The 23117-nt window shown below is 36.2% G+C and carries 23 protein-coding genes and 2 tRNA genes; 12 read left to right on the top strand and 13 right to left on the bottom strand.

Features of this window, described 5'->3' with window-relative positions; translation table 11 throughout:
* The first annotated feature begins 56 nt into the window (after positions 1–56).
* Complete coding sequence (polA, locus tag AAGD76_RS05895) at positions 57–2633, top strand: DNA polymerase I (RefSeq protein ID WP_341820520.1); 2577 nt, start codon at positions 57–59, stop codon at positions 2631–2633.
* Positions 2634–2683: 50 nt separating this feature from the next.
* Positions 2684–3703 (top strand): hypothetical protein, encoded by a 1020-nt coding sequence (locus tag AAGD76_RS05890; protein WP_070356955.1) that lies wholly within the window; start codon positions 2684–2686, stop codon positions 3701–3703.
* A gap of 26 nt (positions 3704–3729) precedes the next feature.
* Here the strand turns inward: AAGD76_RS05890 and AAGD76_RS05885 are convergent, their stop codons facing one another.
* The 4 genes from AAGD76_RS05885 to AAGD76_RS05870 form a co-directional block, all read right to left on the bottom strand.
* Positions 3730–4509: an exodeoxyribonuclease III gene (locus AAGD76_RS05885; RefSeq protein ID WP_006279450.1), complete on the bottom strand. Its 780-nt coding sequence runs from the start codon at positions 4507–4509 to the stop codon at positions 3730–3732.
* Positions 4509–5216 (bottom strand): uroporphyrinogen-III synthase, encoded by a 708-nt coding sequence (locus tag AAGD76_RS05880; protein WP_182321018.1) that lies wholly within the window; start codon positions 5214–5216, stop codon positions 4509–4511. Before AAGD76_RS05880 ends, AAGD76_RS05885 begins: the two co-directional genes overlap by 1 nt.
* 253 nt (positions 5217–5469) lie before the next feature.
* A complete protein-coding gene (locus tag AAGD76_RS05875; protein WP_010962975.1) occupies positions 5470–5967 on the bottom strand; it encodes a hypothetical protein in 498 nt (165 codons plus the stop codon).
* A 70-nt stretch (positions 5968–6037) separates the two neighbouring features.
* Positions 6038–6122 (bottom strand) — tRNA-Leu (locus tag AAGD76_RS05870).
* Between the two features lie 62 nt (positions 6123–6184).
* On the opposite strand from AAGD76_RS05870, the gene tldD reads away from it, so the two are divergent.
* The 3 genes from tldD to AAGD76_RS05855 all read left to right on the top strand — a co-directional run bounded on the left by tldD (position 6185) and on the right by AAGD76_RS05855 (position 9137).
* Positions 6185–7603: a metalloprotease TldD gene (tldD, locus tag AAGD76_RS05865; RefSeq protein WP_010962974.1), complete on the top strand. Its 1419-nt coding sequence runs from the start codon at positions 6185–6187 to the stop codon at positions 7601–7603.
* Positions 7604–7658: 55 nt separating this feature from the next.
* Complete coding sequence (locus AAGD76_RS05860; protein WP_153296798.1) at positions 7659–7799, top strand: hypothetical protein; 141 nt, start codon at positions 7659–7661, stop codon at positions 7797–7799.
* Positions 7800–7889: 90 nt separating this feature from the next.
* Positions 7890–9137 carry an IscS subfamily cysteine desulfurase gene (locus AAGD76_RS05855; protein WP_010081919.1) on the top strand — a complete coding sequence of 416 codons (1248 nt, stop codon included), beginning with the start codon at positions 7890–7892 and terminating at the stop codon, positions 9135–9137.
* A gap of 34 nt (positions 9138–9171) precedes the next feature.
* Here the strand turns inward: AAGD76_RS05855 and AAGD76_RS05850 are convergent, their stop codons facing one another.
* The 5 genes from AAGD76_RS05850 to AAGD76_RS05830 form a co-directional block, all read right to left on the bottom strand.
* Positions 9172–10107: an Rpn family recombination-promoting nuclease/putative transposase gene (locus AAGD76_RS05850; protein WP_213863185.1), complete on the bottom strand. Its 936-nt coding sequence runs from the start codon at positions 10105–10107 to the stop codon at positions 9172–9174.
* A 198-nt stretch (positions 10108–10305) separates the two neighbouring features.
* Positions 10306–11469, bottom strand: a complete 1164-nt coding sequence (dxr, locus tag AAGD76_RS05845; protein ID WP_070356952.1) for a 1-deoxy-D-xylulose-5-phosphate reductoisomerase — start codon at positions 11467–11469, stop codon at positions 10306–10308.
* 72 nt (positions 11470–11541) lie between these two features.
* Positions 11542–12039 (bottom strand): hypothetical protein, encoded by a 498-nt coding sequence (locus AAGD76_RS05840; protein ID WP_182367341.1) that lies wholly within the window; start codon positions 12037–12039, stop codon positions 11542–11544.
* 320 nt (positions 12040–12359) lie between these two features.
* Entirely contained in the window at positions 12360–13061 is a 702-nt protein-coding gene (locus tag AAGD76_RS05835; protein WP_341820519.1) for an ABC transporter ATP-binding protein, read from the bottom strand.
* Entirely contained in the window at positions 13054–13836 is a 783-nt protein-coding gene (locus tag AAGD76_RS05830) for an MlaE family ABC transporter permease (protein ID WP_015589313.1), read from the bottom strand. The genes AAGD76_RS05835 and AAGD76_RS05830 overlap by 8 nt, the downstream gene beginning before the upstream one ends.
* A gap of 575 nt (positions 13837–14411) precedes the next feature.
* On the opposite strand from AAGD76_RS05830, the gene rpmF reads away from it, so the two are divergent.
* From rpmF to AAGD76_RS05815, 3 genes are read left to right on the top strand one after another with little or no spacing between them, the layout of a single operon-like run.
* Complete coding sequence (rpmF, locus tag AAGD76_RS05825; protein ID WP_010962967.1) at positions 14412–14594, top strand: 50S ribosomal protein L32; 183 nt, start codon at positions 14412–14414, stop codon at positions 14592–14594.
* Positions 14595–14604: 10 nt separating this feature from the next.
* Complete coding sequence (gene plsX, locus AAGD76_RS05820; protein WP_341820569.1) at positions 14605–15642, top strand: phosphate acyltransferase PlsX; 1038 nt, start codon at positions 14605–14607, stop codon at positions 15640–15642.
* Complete coding sequence (locus AAGD76_RS05815; RefSeq protein ID WP_182321005.1) at positions 15635–16645, top strand: beta-ketoacyl-ACP synthase III; 1011 nt, start codon at positions 15635–15637, stop codon at positions 16643–16645. The genes plsX and AAGD76_RS05815 overlap by 8 nt, the downstream gene beginning before the upstream one ends.
* Here the strand turns inward: AAGD76_RS05815 and AAGD76_RS05810 are convergent.
* From AAGD76_RS05810 to mnmE, 4 genes are all read right to left on the bottom strand, one after another.
* Positions 16598–16744 carry a hypothetical protein gene (locus AAGD76_RS05810; protein WP_341820518.1) on the bottom strand — a complete coding sequence of 49 codons (147 nt, stop codon included), beginning with the start codon at positions 16742–16744 and terminating at the stop codon, positions 16598–16600. The genes AAGD76_RS05815 and AAGD76_RS05810 overlap by 48 nt on opposite strands.
* Positions 16745–17357: 613 nt before the next feature.
* Positions 17358–18374, bottom strand: coding sequence for an NAD(P)/FAD-dependent oxidoreductase (locus tag AAGD76_RS05805; protein WP_341820517.1), 1017 nt, complete (start codon positions 18372–18374; stop codon positions 17358–17360).
* A 168-nt stretch (positions 18375–18542) separates the two neighbouring features.
* A tRNA-Ser gene (locus tag AAGD76_RS05800) sits at positions 18543–18630 on the bottom strand.
* A 47-nt stretch (positions 18631–18677) separates the two neighbouring features.
* On the bottom strand, positions 18678–20204 hold the full coding sequence (gene mnmE, locus AAGD76_RS05795; protein WP_010082336.1) for a tRNA uridine-5-carboxymethylaminomethyl(34) synthesis GTPase MnmE: 1527 nt from the start codon (positions 20202–20204) through the stop codon (positions 18678–18680).
* A 131-nt stretch (positions 20205–20335) separates the two neighbouring features.
* Here mnmE and nuoI point away from each other — a divergent pair, with 131 nt between their 5' ends.
* From nuoI to thrS, 4 genes are read left to right on the top strand one after another with little or no spacing between them, the layout of a single operon-like run.
* Positions 20336–20818 carry an NADH-quinone oxidoreductase subunit NuoI gene (nuoI, locus tag AAGD76_RS05790; RefSeq protein ID WP_341820516.1) on the top strand — a complete coding sequence of 161 codons (483 nt, stop codon included), beginning with the start codon at positions 20336–20338 and terminating at the stop codon, positions 20816–20818.
* Positions 20818–20940: a hypothetical protein gene (locus AAGD76_RS05785; protein ID WP_255322257.1), complete on the top strand. Its 123-nt coding sequence runs from the start codon at positions 20818–20820 to the stop codon at positions 20938–20940. Before nuoI ends, AAGD76_RS05785 begins: the two co-directional genes overlap by 1 nt.
* Positions 20934–21221 carry a hypothetical protein gene (locus tag AAGD76_RS05780; protein ID WP_010962961.1) on the top strand — a complete coding sequence of 96 codons (288 nt, stop codon included), beginning with the start codon at positions 20934–20936 and terminating at the stop codon, positions 21219–21221. Before AAGD76_RS05785 ends, AAGD76_RS05780 begins: the two co-directional genes overlap by 7 nt.
* On the top strand, positions 21214–23115 hold the full coding sequence (gene thrS, locus AAGD76_RS05775) for a threonine--tRNA ligase (protein ID WP_010962960.1): 1902 nt from the start codon (positions 21214–21216) through the stop codon (positions 23113–23115). Before AAGD76_RS05780 ends, thrS begins: the two co-directional genes overlap by 8 nt.
* Positions 23116–23117: the final 2 nt, after the last annotated feature.

Below are 23117 nucleotides of genomic sequence, written 5' to 3'. Positions count from 1 at the left end.
AACTTGATTTTCTCAGCTAAATAGTGGACCATCAAAAGCACGCATAAATATCTACAATGAAAGAAAAAACTTTCACAATCATCGATGGCTATGGTTTTCTTTTCAGAGCTTACTATGTACTACCTCACTTAATTACCACAACAGGAATGCCAATAGGTGGTGTATATGGCTTTCTGAATATGGTTCTTAAGTACATTGCCCATTCGGACTACTTAACTATAGCACTTGATGCAGGGAAAAAGAATTTTAGGCACAATTTATATCCTGAGTACAAAGCGAACAGAGTAACGCCTCCTGAGGATCTAACTCCACAGTTCACCATACTGAGGGAAGCGGTAGAAGCTTTTAACCTCAGCTATGAAGAGATTGAAGGTTATGAAGCAGATGATATAATTGCAACACTAGCTGCAAAATACGCCAACCACCAAGACTTTAAAGTGGTAGTCGTTTCATCAGATAAAGACTTATTTCAACTCTTGAACCACAATATTTTAATATTCGACCCCATTAAAAATATATATATAGATGAAAAACAAGTAATAGAAAAATTTGGTGTAAACTCACACAAGCTTCTTGATTTATTTTCTCTAACTGGTGATGCATCTGACAACATTCCAGGCGTTCCGGGAATAGGTCCGAAGACTGCAGCTAAATTACTGGATGAATTTGATTCATTGAATAATATTATAGAGAACATTGATAATATCGAGCAAACGAGGATTCGTAATATTCTCACCGAACATAAGGAAAAAGCTCTAATTTCAAGAGAACTTTTATCACTATGCGAAAAAGTAGACCTTCAACATGATATTGCAAAATATGAAGTCCATTCTCCAAATATGGAAAAACTATTATCCTTTTTAAAGAAGTATGAATTCAATTCCTTAATAGGGAAAGTGGAAAAGCTTTTTTCCTATAATGGGTCTAGCACAAAAGAGAAAATAGAATATAGTAGTGAAGAGTTAGAGAAATTTTTGGAGCATTGTAGATATGAAGGCAAAATTGCAATTCATTACCACCTTGAAAACAATGTATTAAGTCTATCTTATAGCGAAAGTAATATTTTTTATATAGAGCAAGACAGCATACAAGATGCACTCATTATAATTAACTTAACTTTGCTCTCAAATGGAGTGCTTAAAATAATACATAACATTAAAGAGATCAGGAAAATCTTCCCTGCAATAGAGAAGATGTTAGATTCAGTTGATGATTTGATGATAATGTCGTATAGCTTGGATACAGGAAAGCATGATCACAGTATTCCAAACATAGTTGCGCATAATTTGAGTGAAAATGCAGAAATTTTCTCGGCAAAAACTTTAATAGCAATTCATGAAAAGCTAAAGCAAAGGTTATTTCAGGAAAAATTGCTCACAATTTACGAGCGCTTCGATAAGCCACTTATGAAAGTAATATTTGATATGGAGAAAAATGGGATATTACTGAACATACAAAAATTACAGGAGCTGTCCGATAAATTTCAGCAGGTAATTGCCGTGCTTGAAGATGAGATATATAATTTGGCAGGAGAAAGATTTAATATTGCTTCGCCAAAACAATTAAGTGATGTTTTATTCAACAAAATGGGGCTTAATAAAAAGAAAAAGTCAAAAAAATCTGGATCGTATAGCACCAATTATGAAGTTCTAGAGGCACTCGAAGAAGAAGGGGTAGAAATCGCAAGTAAAATCTTAAATTGGCGACATTTAAGTAAATTAAAAGGCACCTACACTGATGCATTAATAAAGCAAGTTGATCCACTTGATGGTAGAATACACACAAGCTTTTCAACGACTGCAACTGCAACTGGAAGGCTGAGCTCCAGCAATCCTAATTTACAGAATATTCCTATCAGAAGCGAAGAGGGAAATCTTATCAGACAAGCATTTATTGCGCCAAAAGGGCATAAGATAATTTCTGCTGACTATTCGCAAATAGAATTAAGACTCCTGGCACACGTTGCAAACGTTGCAGCATTTAAAGAAGCTTTTGCAAACGGACAAGATATTCATGAGATCACCGCAAGGCAAGTTTTTGGAGTGCAAGAAATAGATGAGCAATTAAGACGCAAAGCAAAATCCATCAATTTTGGAATTATATATGGCATTAGCCCATTTGGTCTTGCAAAGCGGCTTGGAATTACCATTGCGGAAGCTGCTGAATACATTAATTACTATTTTTCCTGTTACCCAGAAATAAAGGCCTATATGGAAAAAGCAGTGTCTATCGCAAGATTGCATGGTTATGTAGAAACTTTGTTTGGCAGGAGATGCTTTGTAAGAGACATAAACAATACAATTCCTTATATAAGACAATTTGCAGAAAGGGCAGCAATAAACGCACCACTGCAAGGAACCGCTGCTGATATAATAAAACGTGCGACAATTCAGCTTTTTGACCAATTGAAAGTAGGTAAAATAATCCTCCAGGTTCACGATGAACTACTGGTTGAAGTAGAAGACGAAAAGGTGCAAGAAACAGCAAAACTTATAAAAGATATAATGGAAAATGCAATAGAAATTTCTATACCACTTGAAGTAGAAATAAAAATTGGCGACAACTGGGGTCTAAATTCCCTTAATTATGACTTAAACATCGTGAATTCTAGGAGTATAGATTATTTGAATTAATATGAAAAATATGCTACAATTGAAGTATAGTAAATGTGAGTAACTCAGTTATGACAAAAATATTAACTCCACAAACAAAGAATTTGGAACCTTCAAATCAGGTAACTAACAAAGATGAGAAAATTTTTGAAAAAGAGGAACATCAGGTAATCTATGATTACTTTGTAAAAGTATTAGAAGGTAAAGCCGAATTAAAGGAGAACAAAGAAATAACTGATTATTTTATATCAGCTTATAAGGACATACTACTTAATAATGTCAATCCAAAAGATATAAAACCACTCAGTGAAGAGAATTTTTCTCAGTTTTTACTTTCTATGTTTAAAGAAATTAGAGAGCAAGGCTTAGCTAGAGAAGAGAAATTAAATAATGATAAAATACAACAAATAATAACCAAGTGTGTAGCTGATATACGGGGTACAGAAGCTAAAGATTCATCCATAAAGTTTGTATTGGAAATGCTGCTGCTGCTAATTGGAGGGATCAAAATAGACCCGAAAAATATTTCTGGCTCCTTTATGGATGGGATGAAAGAAAAAATACCATTCTTAGGTAAAGACAAGAAAGAAGAGGATGAACCACCACTCAGTGATGAAGAGATGGTAACAACGTTCTTAAGCAAGATCTTTTTTCCTGTCCTTCTTTCCACTATTCCAATGTTAATTTTTGGTCCTACTACACTCGGAGTAGTTCTTACTGCTATCGGCACAATATTTGCCATAAAAGGAGGAGTGGAGGTTCTTTTTTCAAATAACAAAAAAGGTACTTTGTATGACCCTAGCTCACAAGATAAAGATGATACAGAAAAGAGAGCAAAACTGAATGGAAAAATTCTCGAGGGCATTGATGATATTTTAAAAACCCCAGTTACAGAAGTTGAGAAAGGCACCTCTGTTTCTGAACAAATTTCCCAAGGAAAAGAAAAGAGTGAACAACAGCCTGTTCCTGAGCAAATTTCCCAGGTAGGAAACGAAAAAAGTGAGCAGCACGATCAATCTTGGACAGGAAAGGAAAACAAACGAAGGGAAAAACCACAGAGCAGCAAAGGTAAGACCACTCAGGTTTGCTAAAAGTGAATTGTGTAAGAGATCTGCTATTATTCTATAGCACATACAACAGGAGTATGGTCAGACGGATTTTCTAGCTTACGCAATCTATCATCTATGTAGCATGTTTCCAATTTATCTACAGCTTGTGGTGATAACAGCATATAATCTATTCGCATTCCTTGATTATTTCTGAGTGAATTGCCTTGATAATGCCACCAAGTGAATTGTTGCAAATTTGGGTGAGATATTCTAAACGCATCTTTAAACCCAAGATTCAAGATCGCTCTTAACTTCTCACGTTCTCTTATATGAAAGCACACTTGGCCATTCAATAAGTTTGAATCAAAGACATCAATTTCATCCGGTGCAACATTATAATCGCCAGCTATAATAGTTAACTCTTCATTCTTTAACAAAGTGCTCATCCTTTCATATAGATTATCAAAAAACTTGAGTTTATATTCAAATGCTTGAGAGTCCGGGCTTTGACCGTTTGGAACGTATACACTTCCCACCCTTACCTTCTGATTATTGTGCTTTATTATGCACTCTATATAACGCGCTTCTTGATAACCTTCTACGATATCAATCTTAAACTTCTCCAGTATCGGATATTTAGATAAAACACAAACGCCATTTCTTGCAACTTGTCCATAGACAGCACATTCATATCCCAGCTTCTCTATCTCTGCATAAGGAAATTGCTCTTCCATACATTTTATCTCTTGCAGCAAAATTATATCTATCTGACTATCAACTATAAAACTACAAAGTTGGTTAACTCTTTTACGTATGGAGTTTACATTCCAAGTTGCAATCTTTAGCATCAACAATCCTTATTAATTATATCAATTAAACTCTCCCCAGTAGGCAACCTCGATGTTATAATTTTTTTCCATTTGATTAACTTTAAACTATCAGCAATGTTTTTACTCATGGTATATGCAACTGCATTATTCATCACATGAGATAACCCACTTTTTAGAACTAATGAACAAAATATCCTTGCTGTCTGTGAGGAAAAAAAAGCAACACTATCAATTTTACCATCCAATAGTAAATTTTTACACCTATTAGTTAGATTCCTTTTTATAATTGTTTTATAGAGTACAACTTCTCTTACGTTAAAATCTTCTTCAGATAATCTCTTTTTTAGGTCACATGATACTTCTTGTCCCCTTATATACAAGAACTTTATTGCGTTTGAATAATGAGCTTTTATGAATGATATCAGACCATCAACGTTGCTGTCTGCTGAGATTATATCAGAAAATCCCAAATTTTTTGCAGCCTGCATGGTTGAATTACCAACTGTAATAATCGGAAAGTCATCCTCTTTGCATATTTGACTAAGAGCCTTTACACTGTTTTTACTTGTAGATATCACAACGTCAAATTCGTACGCAGATATATCAGGATTTAAGTACTTTATTGTGAATACTGGTTCTATAAAAACTTTGTATCCATACTTTCTCAATATATTTCTTGTATTGAACGAGTCCAATAAAGGCCTCGTTAATAAAATAGACTTCATTCTGATTTATTTCACTACTAGTAAAATAGTACCCTTTATACACAAATTACTGAATAAAAACTTTTATTTTGATAGCTTGAGCAATTATTCAAGTAATTGATGTGGAAGTAGGAGTACTAAGCGCTCCTACCCCAATAAGCCCACAATTTCTGCTTACACTTTTTTGACGCTAATTACATCGAACTCTTTTGAATGGCTTCCTTCAGTGGAATTATATAGCTAATATTCCTGTATAAGTTAAATAAGTTAATACTTAAGCTTGTACTCTTGCAGTATTTGAAGAGAGATTCTCAAGGACGTTTTTTGTCTGTGGTTCACTAATCATAGTTTGAACGATATTAGCTGCCATAATAACACAGCCTAGAATAAAAAAAGGCGTAGAAACAAAATAAATAACAGAAGACTCAAAAAGCGACATAGATGCAATACCTCCTATTAGAAATGAAGCACTGGATGCTATATCAAGATAGATCTTTGTTAACTTTTTTTGTCCTGGAGTGTTTTTTATGCCAGATTTCTTATTAAGATTCTGTTGTCGGGAATGATCATTTAGTGACCATATATTTAAAGCAAACGAAAGTGCACTGAATATAGTGCCGGCAATACTAAAATACAGACTTAAGACAGGAATATTCAAGACCAATGCCGCTATGTATCCAATGAAAGAGATAGTAGATAGTGTAGTAACTAAGCGTTTCGAGTAAGTTCGTACCTTCTTTCTGTAGGCTAACTTATCTTTTTCACCATACATAGCATAAATATTACCTAATATGTTATATTATAACATTAATTAATTCAATAAGCAATATGGAAGCTAAGAGTGCCCGAGAGAAGACTTGAACTTCCACAACTTAAAAAGTTACTAGCACCTGAAGCTAGAGCGTCTACCAATTCCGCCACCCGGGCTTTTTATAGTTTACTATGTTAAAGTTAAATAATATACTTAAACAATTTTTAGTTCAAAGGTAATGCCAAATCTAGATCAAATATTTTTTGCTCAAAACAATGTTAATATTAATAACGTATATAAAATAGTCAATAACGCTTTGAGCAATAGCGATGGTGGTGAGCTGTTTCTAGAATTTTGCCAGTCGGAGTCCCTGGTTTTTGAGGATAACATATTAAAACACATGGACTTGAATACTAGAAGGGGATTTGGTTTAAGGTCTTTTTGTGAAGATAGTACATCTTTCGTTTGTTCTTCTGAGATCAGCGAAAAAGAAATTAGTAATGCTGCTTCTATGGTAAAAAGCTCAGTGTCTTTAAACAAGACAAATTCAATAAATTTAAACGAAGAGACAAAAAGCCTATATTCGAGGATTAACCCTATAAATGAAATGGATCTGAATTCAAAGATTAAGCTACTCAATGAGGTTAATGAGTATGTAAGGTCCAAAAATAACTGCGTGAAGCAAGTAAAAATAACTCTAAGTGGAGAATGGCAAGTTGTACAAATAATAAAGGGTGATCACAGATTAAGCGATATCAGGCCTCTGGTACGTTTTAATGTGCTAGTCATTGTAGAAAAAGATGGCCGTACCGAAAGAGGTTCTGCAGGGCATGGTGGAAGGGACTCTTATAGTAAGTTTATTTCTGAGAAAAAGTGGAAAGAAGTTGCAAACCAAGCGTTAGAACAAGCACTGGTAAATCTTGAAGCAATTCCAACTCCAGCCGGAGAAATGACAGTCGTTTTAGGTCCAGGCTGGCCAGGAATATTGTTACACGAAGCCGTGGGTCATGGACTTGAGGGCGACTTCAATCGCAAAAAAGTCTCAGCATTTTCAAATTCTGTGGGTAAACAAGTAGCAGCTAGTGACATCACAGTAGTTGACGACGGAACTCTGCCCAATTTGCGCGGCTCTATCAGCGTAGACGATGAAGGCACTCCACCCAGTTATAATATATTGATAGAGGATGGGATCCTAAAAGGATACATGCAGGATCATATGAACGCTAAACTCATGGGTGTAAGCCCAACTGGTAATGGTAGAAGAGAAAGTTATAAAGAAGTTATTATGCCGCGCATGACAAACACCTATATGTTGCCCGGAAAGTATACACCGAAGGAAATAATATCTAGCGTAAAGAAAGGTCTATATGCAGTAAATTTCGGTGGTGGGCAGGTTGATATAACGTCAGGAAAATTTGTTTTTTCATCTTCGGAAGCTTACCTAATAGAAAATGGCAAAATTACACAGCCAGTAAAAGGAGCAACACTAATTGGTGACGGTCCAACAGTGTTGAAAAAAGTATCTATGGTTGGTAATGACTTAAAGTTAGATCCTGGTGTTGGCACATGCTCGAAAGATGGACAAAATGTGCCCGTTGGAGTTGGTCAGCCGACACTCAAAGTCGACGCAATAACTGTTGGTGGAACTGAGATATAGATAAGGGCTAAAACGGATTCCAGCGCACGGCGCACAGCTGTACAAACATTATGATTTGGAAGCAATTGCCACCAATAGGGTGTCATCCCAGTGTCTGGGCACTGCCTTTGTGTTTGAGGCAAAACTGGCTATAACATTTAACACACTGCTTTCGCAAATAAATGTTCGTACAGTTATGTGTCAGCTACTTGGATGACACTTTTGTACTTGATGCAAGATTATATCTTGAAAAAATTAAGTTTTAATGCTATAAAATAATTGTAAATTTTGTCTCCGTGGTAGCTTTATGAATGTTGAAAGTAAAAAAATACACGATGCTAAAATAAAATTACCAATATTTCTTGATTATCAATCTACTACTAAAGTAGATCCCCGTGTTTTAGAGGTGATGATACCTTACTTTGGTGAGTTCAGCAATGCACACTCTCGCAGCCATTCATTTGGTTGGACTGCTGAAGAAGCAGTGGAAAAAGCAAGGAAACACATCGCTGATCTGGTGAACGCAGATAGCAAAGAAATTATCTTTACCTCAGGTGCAACTGAGTCAAATAATACGGCAATCAAGGGCGTTGCTCACTTTTATAAAAATAAAGGAAATCATATAATCACTGTCTGCACGGAGCATAAGTGTGTTCTGGATTCTTGTCGGCATCTGGAAAATGAAGGCTTTAAAGTTACATATTTGCCTGTTAAGCAAAACGGAATTATAGATTTATCAAAGCTTGAGGAAGCAATTACTGATAAAACAATTTTGATTTCAGTAATGATGGTAAATAATGAAATCGGAGTAATTCAGCCTGTAAAGGAGATTGGTAAAATATGCAGAAAGCATAATATATTTTTCCATACAGATGCAGCTCAAAGCTTTGGAAAAGTTCCAATTGATGTTAATGAGATGTGCATTGATCTTATGAGTCTCTCTAGCCACAAAATTTATGGACCTATGGGAATAGGCGCATTATATGTACGTAGAAAGAATCCTCGTGTTAGGCTGATACCACTAATTAGTGGTGGTGGACAGGAAAGAGGCATGCGTTCTGGAACAGTTCCAACACCTCTTGCAGTTGGTTTTGGTGAAGCGGCACGTATTGCTAGAGAAGAAATGAAAAAAGAAACAACTAGAGTGGAAGAATTAAGGGATATTTTGTATAACAAGATAAAAGAAGCGTTTCCTGATATCGTTTTAAATGGTGATTATGAAAATAGAATTCCTGGCAACCTAAACTTGAGCTTTCCCTATGTTGAGGGTGAGTCTCTCATCATGGCAATCAAGGATTTAGCAGTAAGTTCTGGTTCTGCGTGCACGTCTGCGTCTCTTGAGCCTTCCTATGTAGTACGGTCGCTAAATAATGGCCATGACCTTGAGCATTCATCAATTAGATTTGGCCTAGGCCGATTTACAACTAGAGAAGAAGTTTTGTATGCAGCAGATCTTGTTGCTAAAAATGTTGGCCGACTGAGAGAAATGAGCCCACTTTGGGAGATGGTACAAGAAGGAGTAGATTTGAACACCGTGAAATGGGACTCTCATTAAATGTATCCGTTCCAACTGCAAATGCACTTTGAAATTACTCTGTACCGTTCACACTTAATTCTTCAATCTCACTAATAGAAAGGCCAGTAAATTTGACAATAGTGTTGACATCAACATTGTTAGCCAGCATTGCTTTTGCGACTTCGATTTTTCCTTCGATTTTTCCTTCAATTTTCCCTTCCTCTTTACCGATTTTGATGCCTCTTTCTTCGCCAATTTGGATGCCTTTTTCAGTAGCAAGGTCAAGTCTGTATTCAAGAATGGCTTCTTCTTTCCGTAGATCCATTATTCTTTCTTCATAAGCTACTAAATCTTTTTCATTCCAGCTAAACCTGTCTAATTCATCGTAGGCTAACTTTATTATTGGTGCTTTTTCTGCTATTTTCCTTAAGTCTTCTTCCGTAGTTTCATCTGCATATTTGAAGAAAAATAACCAACGATCCACTATGCTTTCTAGCTGTTCTTCCTTATTCTTAGGAAATTTAGGTAGTTCAATAAATACAAATTGAAAATCTTTTAAGTCATGCTCATTGGTTTTCTCATCTCTTATAGTGTGGCTGGATATATAATCAAGCTTATCAGGAAATAAATTACAATTAGAGATAGCAATAAAGAAAACCTTCTTTAAATCAATGTACTTACCAGATTTATCAGCTTGCCTTGAGTAAGCCTTAGCAGCATATAGTTGAGCTCGTTTTTCGAAGCCTTTATCGCGAGTGAGCTGCATTTCAATCACATACCTAGCCCCACTAGAGTCCCTGCAAAGAACATCAACTATACTTTGCTTATCAGAGGCAATTTCAGGATCCATTATAGTACTGAGGAATTCCACTTCTTGTATAGTATTTATCTCGGTAAACCCTAAAATATCATTCAAAAAATGTATGAGAATATTCTTATTTTTTTCAGTGCCAAATATTTTTTTGAAGGTTAAATCCAGCTTAGGGTCGAGAAACTTAGATAAAGCCATAGCCAAAGTGCTTAAAAATATTAATAATTATACACTATTATTAACAATTATTCAACCATATTTTTGAAGATAGCTATGCCGCCGCGAACCGTCATACCGCCGCGGTATCTCGGCATAGATTCCGCTAACAAGTAGCGGAATGACGATTGTGTATCGTGTTTTGCTAAAAATCACAGAATGCAGTCTGGTTACATTACTCTAGCTATACGCAACAACTTTACTTTCAACAATTTTGTGAGCAATAATACGACTTTCATAATCAATATTTATTATATCAGATAGTGAATTAATATCAGTATAACTACCAAAACTTTCCATTGTTGATTCCACTACCTCTACTATTTTTAAAAAGCCGATTCGTGACTTCAAAAATTCATTAACAGCTATTTCATTTGCAGCATTGAGCACAATACTGTTTGTTTGTGGAGCAGAAGAGTTTAACACTGCCATGCTAAGCTTTAGCGCAGGAAAACGCTTATGGTCTGGTTCTTGAAAGGTCAATTTTCCTTGCTTTGTTAAATCTAATTTACGATTTAAAGCTGATCTTTCCGGCCAAGATAGAGCATATGAAATAGGAATTGCCATGTCAGTTTCTGCAAGCACAGCAAAGTTGAACCCATCCTTATAAGTTACAATTCCATGTACTATTGACTCAGGATGCACTATTGCTTCAATTTTATCCGGGCTGATATTAAACAAGTTATGTGCTTCTATTATCTCTAGTGCCTTATTCATCATTGTTGCGCTATCAACCGAGATTTTCTTTCCCATATTCCAAGTGGGGTGACTAAGCGCCTTATCTACCATAACATTTCTTAATTGCTCAAGGCTATAATTTAAGAATGGTCCACCAGAAGCAGTAAGTATGATCTTTTCTACGCATTTGTCGTCATTTTGCAAAATTTGAAAAATTGCATTGTGCTCAGAGTCAATAGGGATTATTTGTACATTTTTTTCTTTAGCTTTTTTGAGTAATAACTTTCCACCGCAAACAATGCTTTCTTTGTTTGCCAATGCAATGACTTTGGTACCGCTTTCTATAACTTCCATAACTGGCCCAAGGCCTGCAATGCCAACTATTGCAACAACTGAGAGATCAACAGGTATGGTAGCAATATTTGTAGCACCAATTGCTATTTTTACATCTGTACCAAGTAAACTTTCTTTCAAATCTTTGTAAAGCCTTTCATCGGAGATAGCAACATATTTTGCATTTAGCAGTTTTGCTTGGTGTGCCAGTAGAGCAAAGTTCGAATGGGCACTTAGTGCTTCCACTTGGTATTCTTCTTTTCTCTTTGAGAGCAAATCTACAGTCTTTTTTCCAACACTTCCTGTTGATCCCAAAACTGAAACCTTTTTCACTAAGACAAACTCATAACAACAGCAACTTTTCTTATTAGGCCTTCTTCCAACTATTCAATAGTTTTTAAGTGTTTAACCAAGTTCATGTCCGTGGTCATCGCCAACAGATGGTGAAGGACCAGGTGAAAAAGATTGACCATGGTGATCACCTGCATCATGCATGTCTTGCAAACCATCAGCATTATGAGCCATTTCATTATTGGCATGAGGGTAATCATCTGAGTGAGGTCCCTCATCACCATGAGCCATATCCATTCCTTCTGATGGCATATCTTCCCCACCTCCACCTGAAAAATATTCTGCAAGGCCTTCAAGAAATTTTATGCCAAACATATTACCTGACTTTCCAAACAATGTTACTAGACTACTGCCACTCACCAAACCTTCAAACACGTTACTATAAGCAGCAATTGCTCCTTCATGAAAGTTGAACAACCATTTCATTCCATCGACAACTGTTGAAACAGAGTCACTATGACCAAGACCAAAACCACTTTTCTCACCAGCAGCCTCTTGGTGTTGCTGCTGCGCTTGCCATTCTGCAATGTTTGGACCTTGAGCTTCACTCATAAATTTTTACTCTCAACCTTAAGCTATTATTTTATCACAAATATTGCAAAATATCAATAGAGCTTTTGAATATAGCTAATACAAACAATTTCTGTCATCCTATATATAGCTAAACTGACTTACGACAATTTGAAAAACGACAAATTCGTCATTCCGCTACTAGTTAGCGGAATCTATGCCGAGATACCGCGAATGAATCGCGGTATGACGTGTTAGCTATAAGATCCAGTTTGAAAAAAATCTGAATTCCAATGTTCACTACCTTTTACAAAGTTAAAACTTAAAAATATGACTGTTAGCAATAGTGTATATATCTTTAGCTATATATAATGAATGAATTTTTTTATATATTCGTTATTAGTATTTTGTATTTCCTGAACAGTTCCATGGGAAATGATCTCCCCTTCATATAATACTGCTATTTTATCAGCTATTTTAAATGCGCTATGAATATCATGTGTAATCGTGATAATTGTAGGGTTAAGATCTCTAGATAATTTTATTATTATCTCGTTTACTATATCTGACATAATTGGGTCCAATCCTGAAGTTGGTTCATCCAAAATAATGATTTCTGGATTGTGTGCAATCGCCCTTGCAAGTGCCACTCTTTTTTTCATTCCACCTGATAGCTCTATTGGAAACATATCTGCTATGCTTTCCTCCAGTCCAACATCATTTAACTTCTCGATTGCTAGCTGTTTTGCCTCTTTTTTGCTGATATTAAAGCGCTTTTTATAATTAAAAGATATATTTTCCCACACTGTAACGTAGTCAAATAAAGCGGAATTTTGAAATAAAACCCCAAATTTATTTTTGCTTTTACTATTTATTTTAACAGACCCTGAGTCTGGAGCAAGCAAGCCGATCATTGTTTTTGTTAATACAGATTTGCCGCTTCCTGAGCCACCAAGTATGACTAATGATTCCCCTTTTAATATATCAAAATTTAGATCTTTTAGTACTGTCCTATCATCAAAAGATAAGCTTAAGTTCAATATTGATATTATGGGGTTACGCATGTATCAAAGTAATCATGTAGTTTGCTAAAATGATCAGTATGGACGATAAAACAACAGTTGATGTTGTAGCAACACCTACTCCTCGTGCACCTTCTTTGCAATGGTAACCGTAATAGCAGCTTGAGACAGAAATTATGGCGCCAAATACAGTTGCTTTTATTAGCCCAGTTATAAAATCATACGTATTAAAGAACTGAGCTGTGTGTTTAATGTATATATTTAAATTGTGGTTAAATTCGAAGACTGCAGTGATACATCCTCCAAATATTCCTATTAAATCTGCACATACTGTAAGTATGGGAAATACTATGATTGACGCTAAAATCCTTGGTGCAATTAAATATTTAAAAGGGTTGATGTTCAAGGTTGTAAGTGCATCTATTTGCTCGGTGATGCGCATTGTACCAATTTCTGCTGCAACTGATGATCCAACCTTTCCTACCATTATTAAGCTGATCAAAACTGGTCCTAACTCTTTAATGATAGTGATCGTAACAAGTTTGGGTATTATCTGTTCTTGGTTAATTAATGGGTCACTCAAGCTACTTTGTAAAACTATTGCCGCTCCTATAAAAACTCCAGTGAGCCCAACAATTGGCAGAGAGAAAAAGCCTATCTCTATAATTTGTCTTGCTATGTTGCTAAAATAATATGGTGGCACAAGGCAGTGGTATAGAGATTGAATAAAAAATATGAATGCACTACCAAGCCTTAACAAAAAATTGATAAAGTACCTACCAATTATTCTAACACTATTTATATCAAAAAAGCTCACTTTGTATTCATTTTAGCTAGAGGTTAGTCTTACTGATTTTATTAAAATTTTTATTAACTTTATCGCAAAGTATAGCTGAGATATGTTTTAAGTTCAACATACTTGATGTTTTAATTTAAAGCTCATATAGCTAACCCAAGAAAGGTTTCCCTACGTCATACCGCCACGGTATCCACAACTGTACGAACATTGTAGTTTGGGAGCAATTCCCACCAGTGGGCCAGTGCCCAGACACTGGGATCCAGCTTTTATGCAACTTAATTAAAAACGTTTGTTTTAGCGTAAGACAACTACCTTTAGCTCATCAGCTCAGTTATAAGCAAAATTTCTGGATTCCAGACTGGAATGACATCATCTGTTGTGCAATTTACCTTCAAAAATGAATGTTCGTACAGCTATGCGCGGTATAGATTCCGCTAACGAGTAGCGGAATGACGGTTTTTCAAATTGTAGAGCCACTTTAGCTATAGAACTCAATTACATAAGCAAACCTTACTTATTTTACTATCCCTGTTTACTTCCTGTAAAAAACATGTTACTAATGTATTGTATTTTGTAGTAGAATGGAGGAAATTTTGGCAGTTCCAAAAAGAAAAAAGTCAAAGTCAAGGCGTAATATGCATCGTTCTCATCATGCTATTGAGCCTAAGAATGTTGTGGTATGTTCAACAACTGGGGAATTCATGTTGCCTCATAACGTAGCAGTTGATGGCAGTTACAAAGGAAAACGGGTTTTCATCAAGCAACAGGCAGAGTGACTATTATGATATGTTACCTACGGTCAATAATAATATAGTTATTGCACTTGACGCTATGGGGGGCGATTTTGCGCCTCTTTCCGTAATTCAGGGTGCTGGTTTTTTTTTAGACAACCTTGTTGACCCAGGCATTAAAGTTTTTTTTCATATTTATGGAGATAAGGAAGAAGTATCTCCTTTGCTTTTGAAATATAAAAAAGTAAGTAACAATTCTGAATTTACTCATTGTTCTGACAATGTCCTTGCAAATGATAAGCCATCTTTTGCACTGAGGCATCGTAAAGACTCAAGTATGAAAGCTGCCATTGAGGCAGTAAAAAAAGGTAAAGCTTTCGGAGTGGTGTCTTCAGGCAACACCGGAGCATTGATGGCAATTTCCAGATTTATTTTAGGAACATTACCAAACATTTATCGTCCTGCTATTGCCTCTATCTGTCCAACTAAGACAAAAAGCTTCGCTTTGCTTGACCTTGGTGCAAATGTTGATTGTAATGCCGACTCATTATTTCAATTTGCGTTAATGGGTAGTATATTTGCAAAAATAGCATTAAAAATTGACAATCCTGAAGTTGCTTTGCTAAATATCGGCACAGAAGAAGTTAAAGGTAATGACTCAGTGCGCGGCGCTTTTGAGTTGCTTAAAAACGCTCCAGGCATTAATTTCAAAGGGTATATAGAGGCAAGTGAATTTTTAGAGGGTAATATAGATGTGATTGTTGCTGATGGTTTTGTTGGCAATGTAATGCTCAAAACGGCTGAGGCAACCGCTAGTACCTTTATCAATCTAATAAAGCAGGAAGTATTCAATTCGTGGATAGCGAAAATGCTTGTTGGTATATTGTTAAAATCCAAACTAAATAAAGCTTTAACGCGTTTTAATCCTAAAATTAGAAGTGGAGCTATGTTTTTAGGGCTGAATGGTATCATCATTAAAAGTCATGGAAATTCTGATGCTATTTCTTTTGCCCATGCCATAAAATTTGCAGTAGATGCAATTAGTGAAAATTTAAATCAAAAGATAATTAACGGGGTAAGTCATATTGAATAAAAGTTTCATATTAAGCACTGGATCTTACCTACCAAGAAAAATGTTGAGTAACAACGAAATTGCATCGATAGTTGAGACGAGCGATGAATGGATAAGGCAGAGAACAGGAATAGTTCAAAGGCATATAGCAGATGAAGGAGAACTAACGTCAGATCTAGCTGTGAATGCAGCAAAAAGTGCTATAGAAAAAGCTAAAATTTCAGTAGATGAAATTGACTTGATTATAGTTGCTACAACAACTCCTGATAAAACTTTTCCTAGCTGTGCAACGATTGTACAAAGTAAGTTAAAATGTAAAAACGCATTTGCTTTTGATGTACAAGCAGCATGCTCTGGTTTTATATATGCAGTTACAGTTGCTGATTCGCTCATAAAATCTAACAATAGAATTAAATATGCATTGGTTATAGGTGCTGAAATAATGTCTAGGATTGTTGATTGGGAAAATAGGTCAACTTGTGTACTCTTTGGTGATGGTGCTGGTGCAGTAATAATGAAATCAGCATGTCATTTTAACGTCATTCCAACAAATGATGCTGATACTTGGGTGGCAGAGAAGGGGGTTACAAAAGGTATAATTTCAACTAGCCTATATTCTGATGGCAATGTGGACATACTATGTACGAACGGAGGGATATCCTCAACTGGTGATTCTGGAAAAATATGCATGAATGGAAGAGAAGTGTTTAAACATGCAGTGGATAAGTTAACAGCCTCAGTAGAGGAAACTCTGAAATGCAATAATTTGAAAATCACTGATATTGACTGGTTAATTCCCCATCAAGCAAACATTCGTATTATTGAAGCAGTAGTAAAGAAATTAGATTTTCCTATAGAGAAAGTGATTAATACCGTTGATAAGCATGCAAACACCTCAGCGGCATCAATTCCACTGGCCTTAGACTATGCAATACAAGAATCAAAAATAAAATCAGGAAATCTGGTACTGCTGATTTCAATAGGTGCAGGCCTGACCTGGGGTTCTGTGTTGCTGCACTATTAGACTTCCTGCATTACCTCCTGTCATCCCAGTGCCCCCTTTTGTCATCCCAGTAGCCCCTTCGGTGTCATTCCAGTCTGGAATCCAGTTCTTATTGTGCATTCACCTGGTGTAAAGTTAAGTTTCCTGGATCCCAGTGTCAGCTACTCGGATGACAAAAAAAGGAGCACTGGAATGACAGCAGTCCTACGTCATACCGCGATTCATTCGCGGTATCTCTAGATCCCGCTAACAAGCAGCGGGATGACGGTTGTCGTTTAGCCACAAATATTTAAGAAATTTACCAAATGAAAAAAAAGGCAAAAGAAACCCTGGGGTTATTATCCGCTTTAAAATATTGGCGTTTTTTATGTTTTAAACGCTTGACAAGCGAGATTAAGCTGCTTTTAATTGCAACTAACTTACGCTGCAAACGTTTAAGAAATTTACTAAGCAGAAAAAAAGACAAAGAATCCCCGAGTTAGCTAGTCTTTTACTATCTCTGTCGAGTATTGGCATTTTTTGATGTCTTGTAACGCTTTGTAAGCGCGTTCAGCTTATTTAGATAAAAATCTAGATGTAGATGAAGTTTTGTAAAGACATACAGTATCTATATACTGCAAAAAATTGAACATAAGACGCCGATACATTAAGTAATCCTTACCTTTTAATCTGCAGATTGGCGAAAGCAAATACAATAGCTTCAGTTTCATGATAAGGGAGCTGGCGAGGTTTGTCAAGGAAGTTTTTCTTTCCCGTGAATTCCCTTTGAAGTTGAATATTGAAAATTGACTGGAGAGTTGTGGATTACTTTGTATATGTCATAACAAGCCATGGCGCTCTCAGCAAAACCATTTAGTATTAATTTTAGTTTGCCTGAATAAATAGCTATATCTCCGATTGCATATATCCTATCTCTACTGGTTTTAAGTGTAGCTGGGTCGACAACTATGCGGCTATGTTCTAACTGTATACCCCAATTGTTTATTGGACCAAGATTCATTGACAATCCAAAAAATGGCAGCAAAAAATCAGCGAATATTTCTTTTTCTTCCTTAGAGGCAATGTTTTTTACTATCACTGCGCTCAACTGCCCATTACCTCCTGCTAGTTCGTGTAATTGATATGGCACTACCAGTTCTATTTTTCCATCAATTTCAAGTGATTCTAATTTATTTCTAGTTTCAGGAGTGCAGCGAAATTCCTTTCTCCTATGTATCACATAAATTTTCTTTGCAACTTTAGAAAGTTCTACAGTCCAATCAGCCGCAGAATCACCCCCCCCTGCAATGACTATAGTTTTATCCTGAAAATCAGAAATTTTATTTACACTGTAAAATACAGATTTATTTTCATATTCTAATATACCACTTAAGGGTGGACGGTTAGGTTCAAACATTCCATTACCTGCAGCAACAATAACAGCCTTACATTTTACCTCTGTACCTATGCTCGTTATGATAGTAAAGTTTTCACCTTCGTTATTTGAAATCTTTTCTACTTTTTGACTTAAATGGTAAATAGGCTTAAATGGCGAAGCTTGCTCCATTAGCTGCTCAATTAATTTTTGGGCAGTAATTACAGGATAACCAGGTATATCGTATATTGGCTTTTCTGGGTAAAGAGCTGTGCATTGTCCTCCTGCTTGATCCAAAACATCTATTATATGACATCTCATATCAAGCATTCCCGCTTGAAAAGCAGTGAATATTCCAACAGGTCCTGCACCTATTATTACTATATCGGTTTTCATATTCAGATGGTGATCTATTTATAGATATTAGCTTTCTTTGCTAACAAGGTCAATTTACAAAGGGATGTATTTTTAAAAGATGTGGCTAGATTAGACAAGATTTCCAGCGTTATGAACCACATAGTCCAAATAAGCTCTAAAAATCAGCTAGCATAGCGAGATGCTGTGCGGACGGAATGGGATTCGAACCCATGGTACGCTCATCACGTACGTCAGTTTTCAAGACTGGTGCCTTAAACCGCTCGGCCATCCGTCCATTTCTTTTCTATCACAACATTTGATTTTAAGCAATCTATAAAAGCTTTACTTGCCCACGCAAAAGTTGCTAAACACACTACTCAATATTTCCTCAACATCAATAATTCCAATCACCGCACCAAGTTCAAATGCAGCAAGCCTCAAATCTTCAGATATCAACTCAATTGGATTATCGATATTAAAACGTTGTAAATGTTCCAGTGCTTTCTTCATGTGATTCCTATGTCTTTGCCGAGTAATCACAGGAGTGTCTCTATCATGCCCAAATTTTTCCTCTGCCTTCTCTTTTATGAGGGAGATCAACTTGTTTGTACCTATTTCCTTTAGAATAGAAATGGGTAAAAGATCTATGCCATTAATTTTTATATTGTGATTATTGATAACATCGTCAGCTTTGCTCAATACATAAATGGTGTCATTTTGGTCTGATGTCATGCAAGTAGCTGACACTGGAATCCAGCTATGAACATTGTTTTCAGCACATGTTTCTAGAATCCATTGTCTATTGCATAATTTGCAAGTATTTTTATATCTGGATCCCAGTGTCAAGCACTGGGATGACACCGTTTGTTGATTACAATATTTGCATAGTTGTGTGTCAACGACAGATGGTATATTGCCTGTGGCTTGATAATTGACATCGTGTCGTTGTTCAAAAGGAAATAGCTCTATTCTTAAATCAGCTTCAAAAGACCTCTTTTTCGCTCGACTTATACCTTCTAATTCTATTGGATCTGAACTTTCACGAATTCCAGCAGTATCAGAGAGAATGATTGGGTATCCGCCAATGTCAATATGAGCTTCAAGTATATCTCTTGTTGTGCCTGCATATTCAGAAACAATAGCAATATCACGCTTGGCTAAGAAATTAAACAGAGTTGATTTACCGACATTTGGTTCACCAGTTATTACAATATGTAAACCCTCACGCAACCTTTCGCCCCGTCTATTATCATTTAAATGCTCTTGTATCAACTGCACGAGAGATTGCACTTCATTATTAATTTTTTCCAATTCACTTTTTTCTGCCCAAATGTCCTCTGGAAAGTCTATATATGCTTCGATTTTGGATTGTATCGTTATTAATCTTTGCCTCCAATTGCTGTATAGTCTCTCCAATTCTCCTGATATCTGCTTAATCGCTTGTTTAGCTTGCATTTTCGTCTCAGCATCAATTAAGTCTGCAATCCCTTCTATTTGCGTTAAGTCAAATTTACCATTTAGAAAAGCCCTAAGTGAGAATTCTCCAGGCTTGGCCATAACGAAAACTTTTGATAATTCCTCCAAGATGATTTTTATAACTGCCTTGCTTCCATGCACTTGTAACTCTATAACGTCCTCGCCAGTGAAACTGTTTGGAGCAGGGAAATAGATGATTATTCCATTATCTATCAATTGACTGGAATCATCATATAGATCAACTAAAGTAGCAAATCTTGGTTTAATTTCTTTCTTAATATGAAAATGATTTAAAGCTTTAAGCGCGTAGTTGCCTGAAATTCTGATTACTGCAACTCCTGACTTACCAAATACGGTCGATAAAGCGAAAATAGTTTCATTTGTGTTTGTCATTATTTATATAAACTACTTAGCAATATTACACTTAAGAAACCAAAATACCTAAAAAGTCACCCAGGTGAAAATATTTATTTTGAAAACTGATAATATGATTTATAATGACTGACACAAGTTTTAAATATTTTATGCTCAAGAAATTAGCTTGGTACTGGTCTTTTGTAGAGTTAATTAAAGGGTTTGTTATTACATTAAAATATATGTTTAAGCCAAAGGTTACTTTGAGGTATCCTATGGAGAAGGGCCCTTTAAGTCCAAGGTTTCGTGGTGAGCATGCGTTGCGTAGGTATCCAAACGGTGAAGAACGATGCATAGCTTGTAAATTATGTGAAGTTATCTGCCCTGCTCAAGCAATAGTTATTGAAGCAGAGGAAAGAGAAGACGGTAGTCGCCGCACCACGCGCTATGATATTGATATGACAAAATGCATATACTGCGGACTTTGCCAAGAGGCATGTCCAGTTGATGCAATTGTTGAAGGTCCTAACTTTGAATTTGCTACTGAAACAAGAGAGGAGCTAATGTACAATAAAGAAAAGTTATTGCGTAATGGTGAAGTTTGGGAAGACGTAATTGCACTCAGGTTAAAAAAGAATAGGCCTTATTATTAATGTTCAGAGCTTATAACCCTGTTATCCATTATGATTTAGGGGCAGTGCCCACTAGGGGTGGTGTCATCCCAGTAGCTGATACACAACTGTACGAACATTTGTTTGCGAGGGCAGTATGTTAAATGTTATAGCCTGTTTTGCCTCAAACACAAAGGTGTCATCCCAGTGCTTGACACTGGGATCCAGTAAAATTGATTGTGAACAAGCACACTATGCAACATTTTCAATGAAATTACAAAAAAGCTGGATTCCAGTGTCAAGCACTGGGATGACACCATTTGCTGTGCAATTTACCTTCGAAAATGAATGTTCGTATGGCTATGTGCGTGACACTGGGATGACACCGTTGGAAGAAGCAAACCGCCTTCAAGCTACATGTCCGTATAGGTTTATTTATGGTTAGGGTTACTTTTTCAACCGAACAAAAAGTAAAAGAATACAGTGGTAAAGTCACTGGCTTTGATATATTACAACCGGATGCTTTGAAAGAAGTAGTTGCATTGAAAGTAAATGGTGAGCTATATGACCTCTCACGTGAAATTGAAGCTGATGCAGAGATAGAGGTGATACAACTGAGTGACGAAGTGGGTTTAGATATAATAAGGCATGATGCTGCTCATATAATGGCGCAGGCAGTGAAAGAGCTATTTCCTAATACTCAGATTACTATCGGCCCAACAATTCAGGACGGTTTTTACTATGATTTTGCTACAGATCGTACCTTCACTACGGACGATCTTACCGCAATAGAAAAGAAAATGAAAGAGATTGTAAAAAGTAACCACAGATTTGTTCGAGAAGTTTGGACTCGCAAGCAGTCAGTTGATTTCTTTAGTGGTATAGGCGAAAAATATAAGGTTGATATTATCTCATCCATACCAGAGGGTGAAAACCTAACTGTTTATAGGCAAGGTGATTTTGTTGACCTATGCCGTGGTCCGCACTCACCATCAACCGGTAGAGTTAAAGCGTTTAAACTTATGAAAGTAGCGGGTGCATACTGGCGTGGTGATTCTAAGGGCCCAATGTTGCAGCGAATATATGGCACAGCATGGGGAAATAAGGATGAATTAAACGCTTACCTTGAGTGCCTCAAAGAAGCAGAAAAACGTGATCACCGCAAAATTGCTAAGGATATGGATTTATTTCACATTCAAGAGGAAGCTGTTGGGCAGGTTTTTTGGCATGAACAAGGATATATTCTATATAATGTTCTTGAGTCTTACATCAGAAAGAAGCTAATAAATAATGGCTATTTTGAGGTAAAAACTCCTATTTTAGTAAGTAAAGAGCTGTGGGAAAGATCTGGACATTGGGATAAGTTTCGTGAAAATATGTTTATTGTTGACGAATCTGAGAATAAAAAGTTAGCAATAAAACCCATGAATTGTCCTTGTCATGTGCAGATTTTTAATTCTCACACCAGGAGCTACCGTGATTTACCAATACGTATGGCAGAGTTTGGCACATGCCATAGAAATGAAAGCTCAGGCTCATTGCACGGACTGATGCGAGTGCGTGGTTTTACGCAAGACGATGCACACATTTTTTGTATGGAAGAACAAGTGAATTCTGAGACTATAAAGTTTTGTGACCTTTTAAAAGAAGTATATTCAGAGCTTGGATTTAATGAAATTTCTGTGAAATTTTCAGACCGTCCAGATATTAGAGCAGGTAATGATGAAGTGTGGGATAGAGCTGAAAAAGCGCTGCTTGAAGCCGTTAAAGAAGCGGGCTTGAGTTATAAACTTAACCCTGGTGAAGGTGCATTTTATGGTCCAAAGTTAGAGTTCGTTTTGAAAGACGCAATAGGCAGAAATTGGCAATGTGGAACATTACAAGTTGATTTCATTTTACCAGAACGTCTGGGAGCTTTTTATATAGGGGCAGATGGGCACAAGCATCACCCTGTCATGTTACATAGGGCAATTCTTGGGACTTTTGAGCGTTTTATCGGAATTTTGATAGAAAATTATGCAGGAAAATTTCCAGTTTGGCTTGCTCCAACGCAACTTGCTATTCTGACCATTACAAATGAAGCTGACGGTTACGCCACAGAAATTAGCAATATTTTAAAAGAACAAGGTGTGAGAGTCAAGACTGATTTGACCAATGAAAAAATTAGTTATAAGATACGTTTGCATAGTTCAAACAAGGTTCCTATATTGTGGATTGTAGGCAAAAATGAAGTTACAAGTAAAACTGTGTCAGTAAGAAATTTAGGATCGGAAAGACAGGAGTCTTTTTCTTTGGAAAAGGCTAATGAATCGCTGTTAAAAAGTATTAATTTGAATTAAGG

The sequence above is a fragment of the Wolbachia endosymbiont (group A) of Cydia strobilella genome, from assembly GCF_964026745.1.
Classification (GTDB): domain Bacteria; phylum Pseudomonadota; class Alphaproteobacteria; order Rickettsiales; family Anaplasmataceae; genus Wolbachia; species Wolbachia pipientis.
This window is presented reverse-complemented; position numbering and strand designations above follow the sequence as displayed.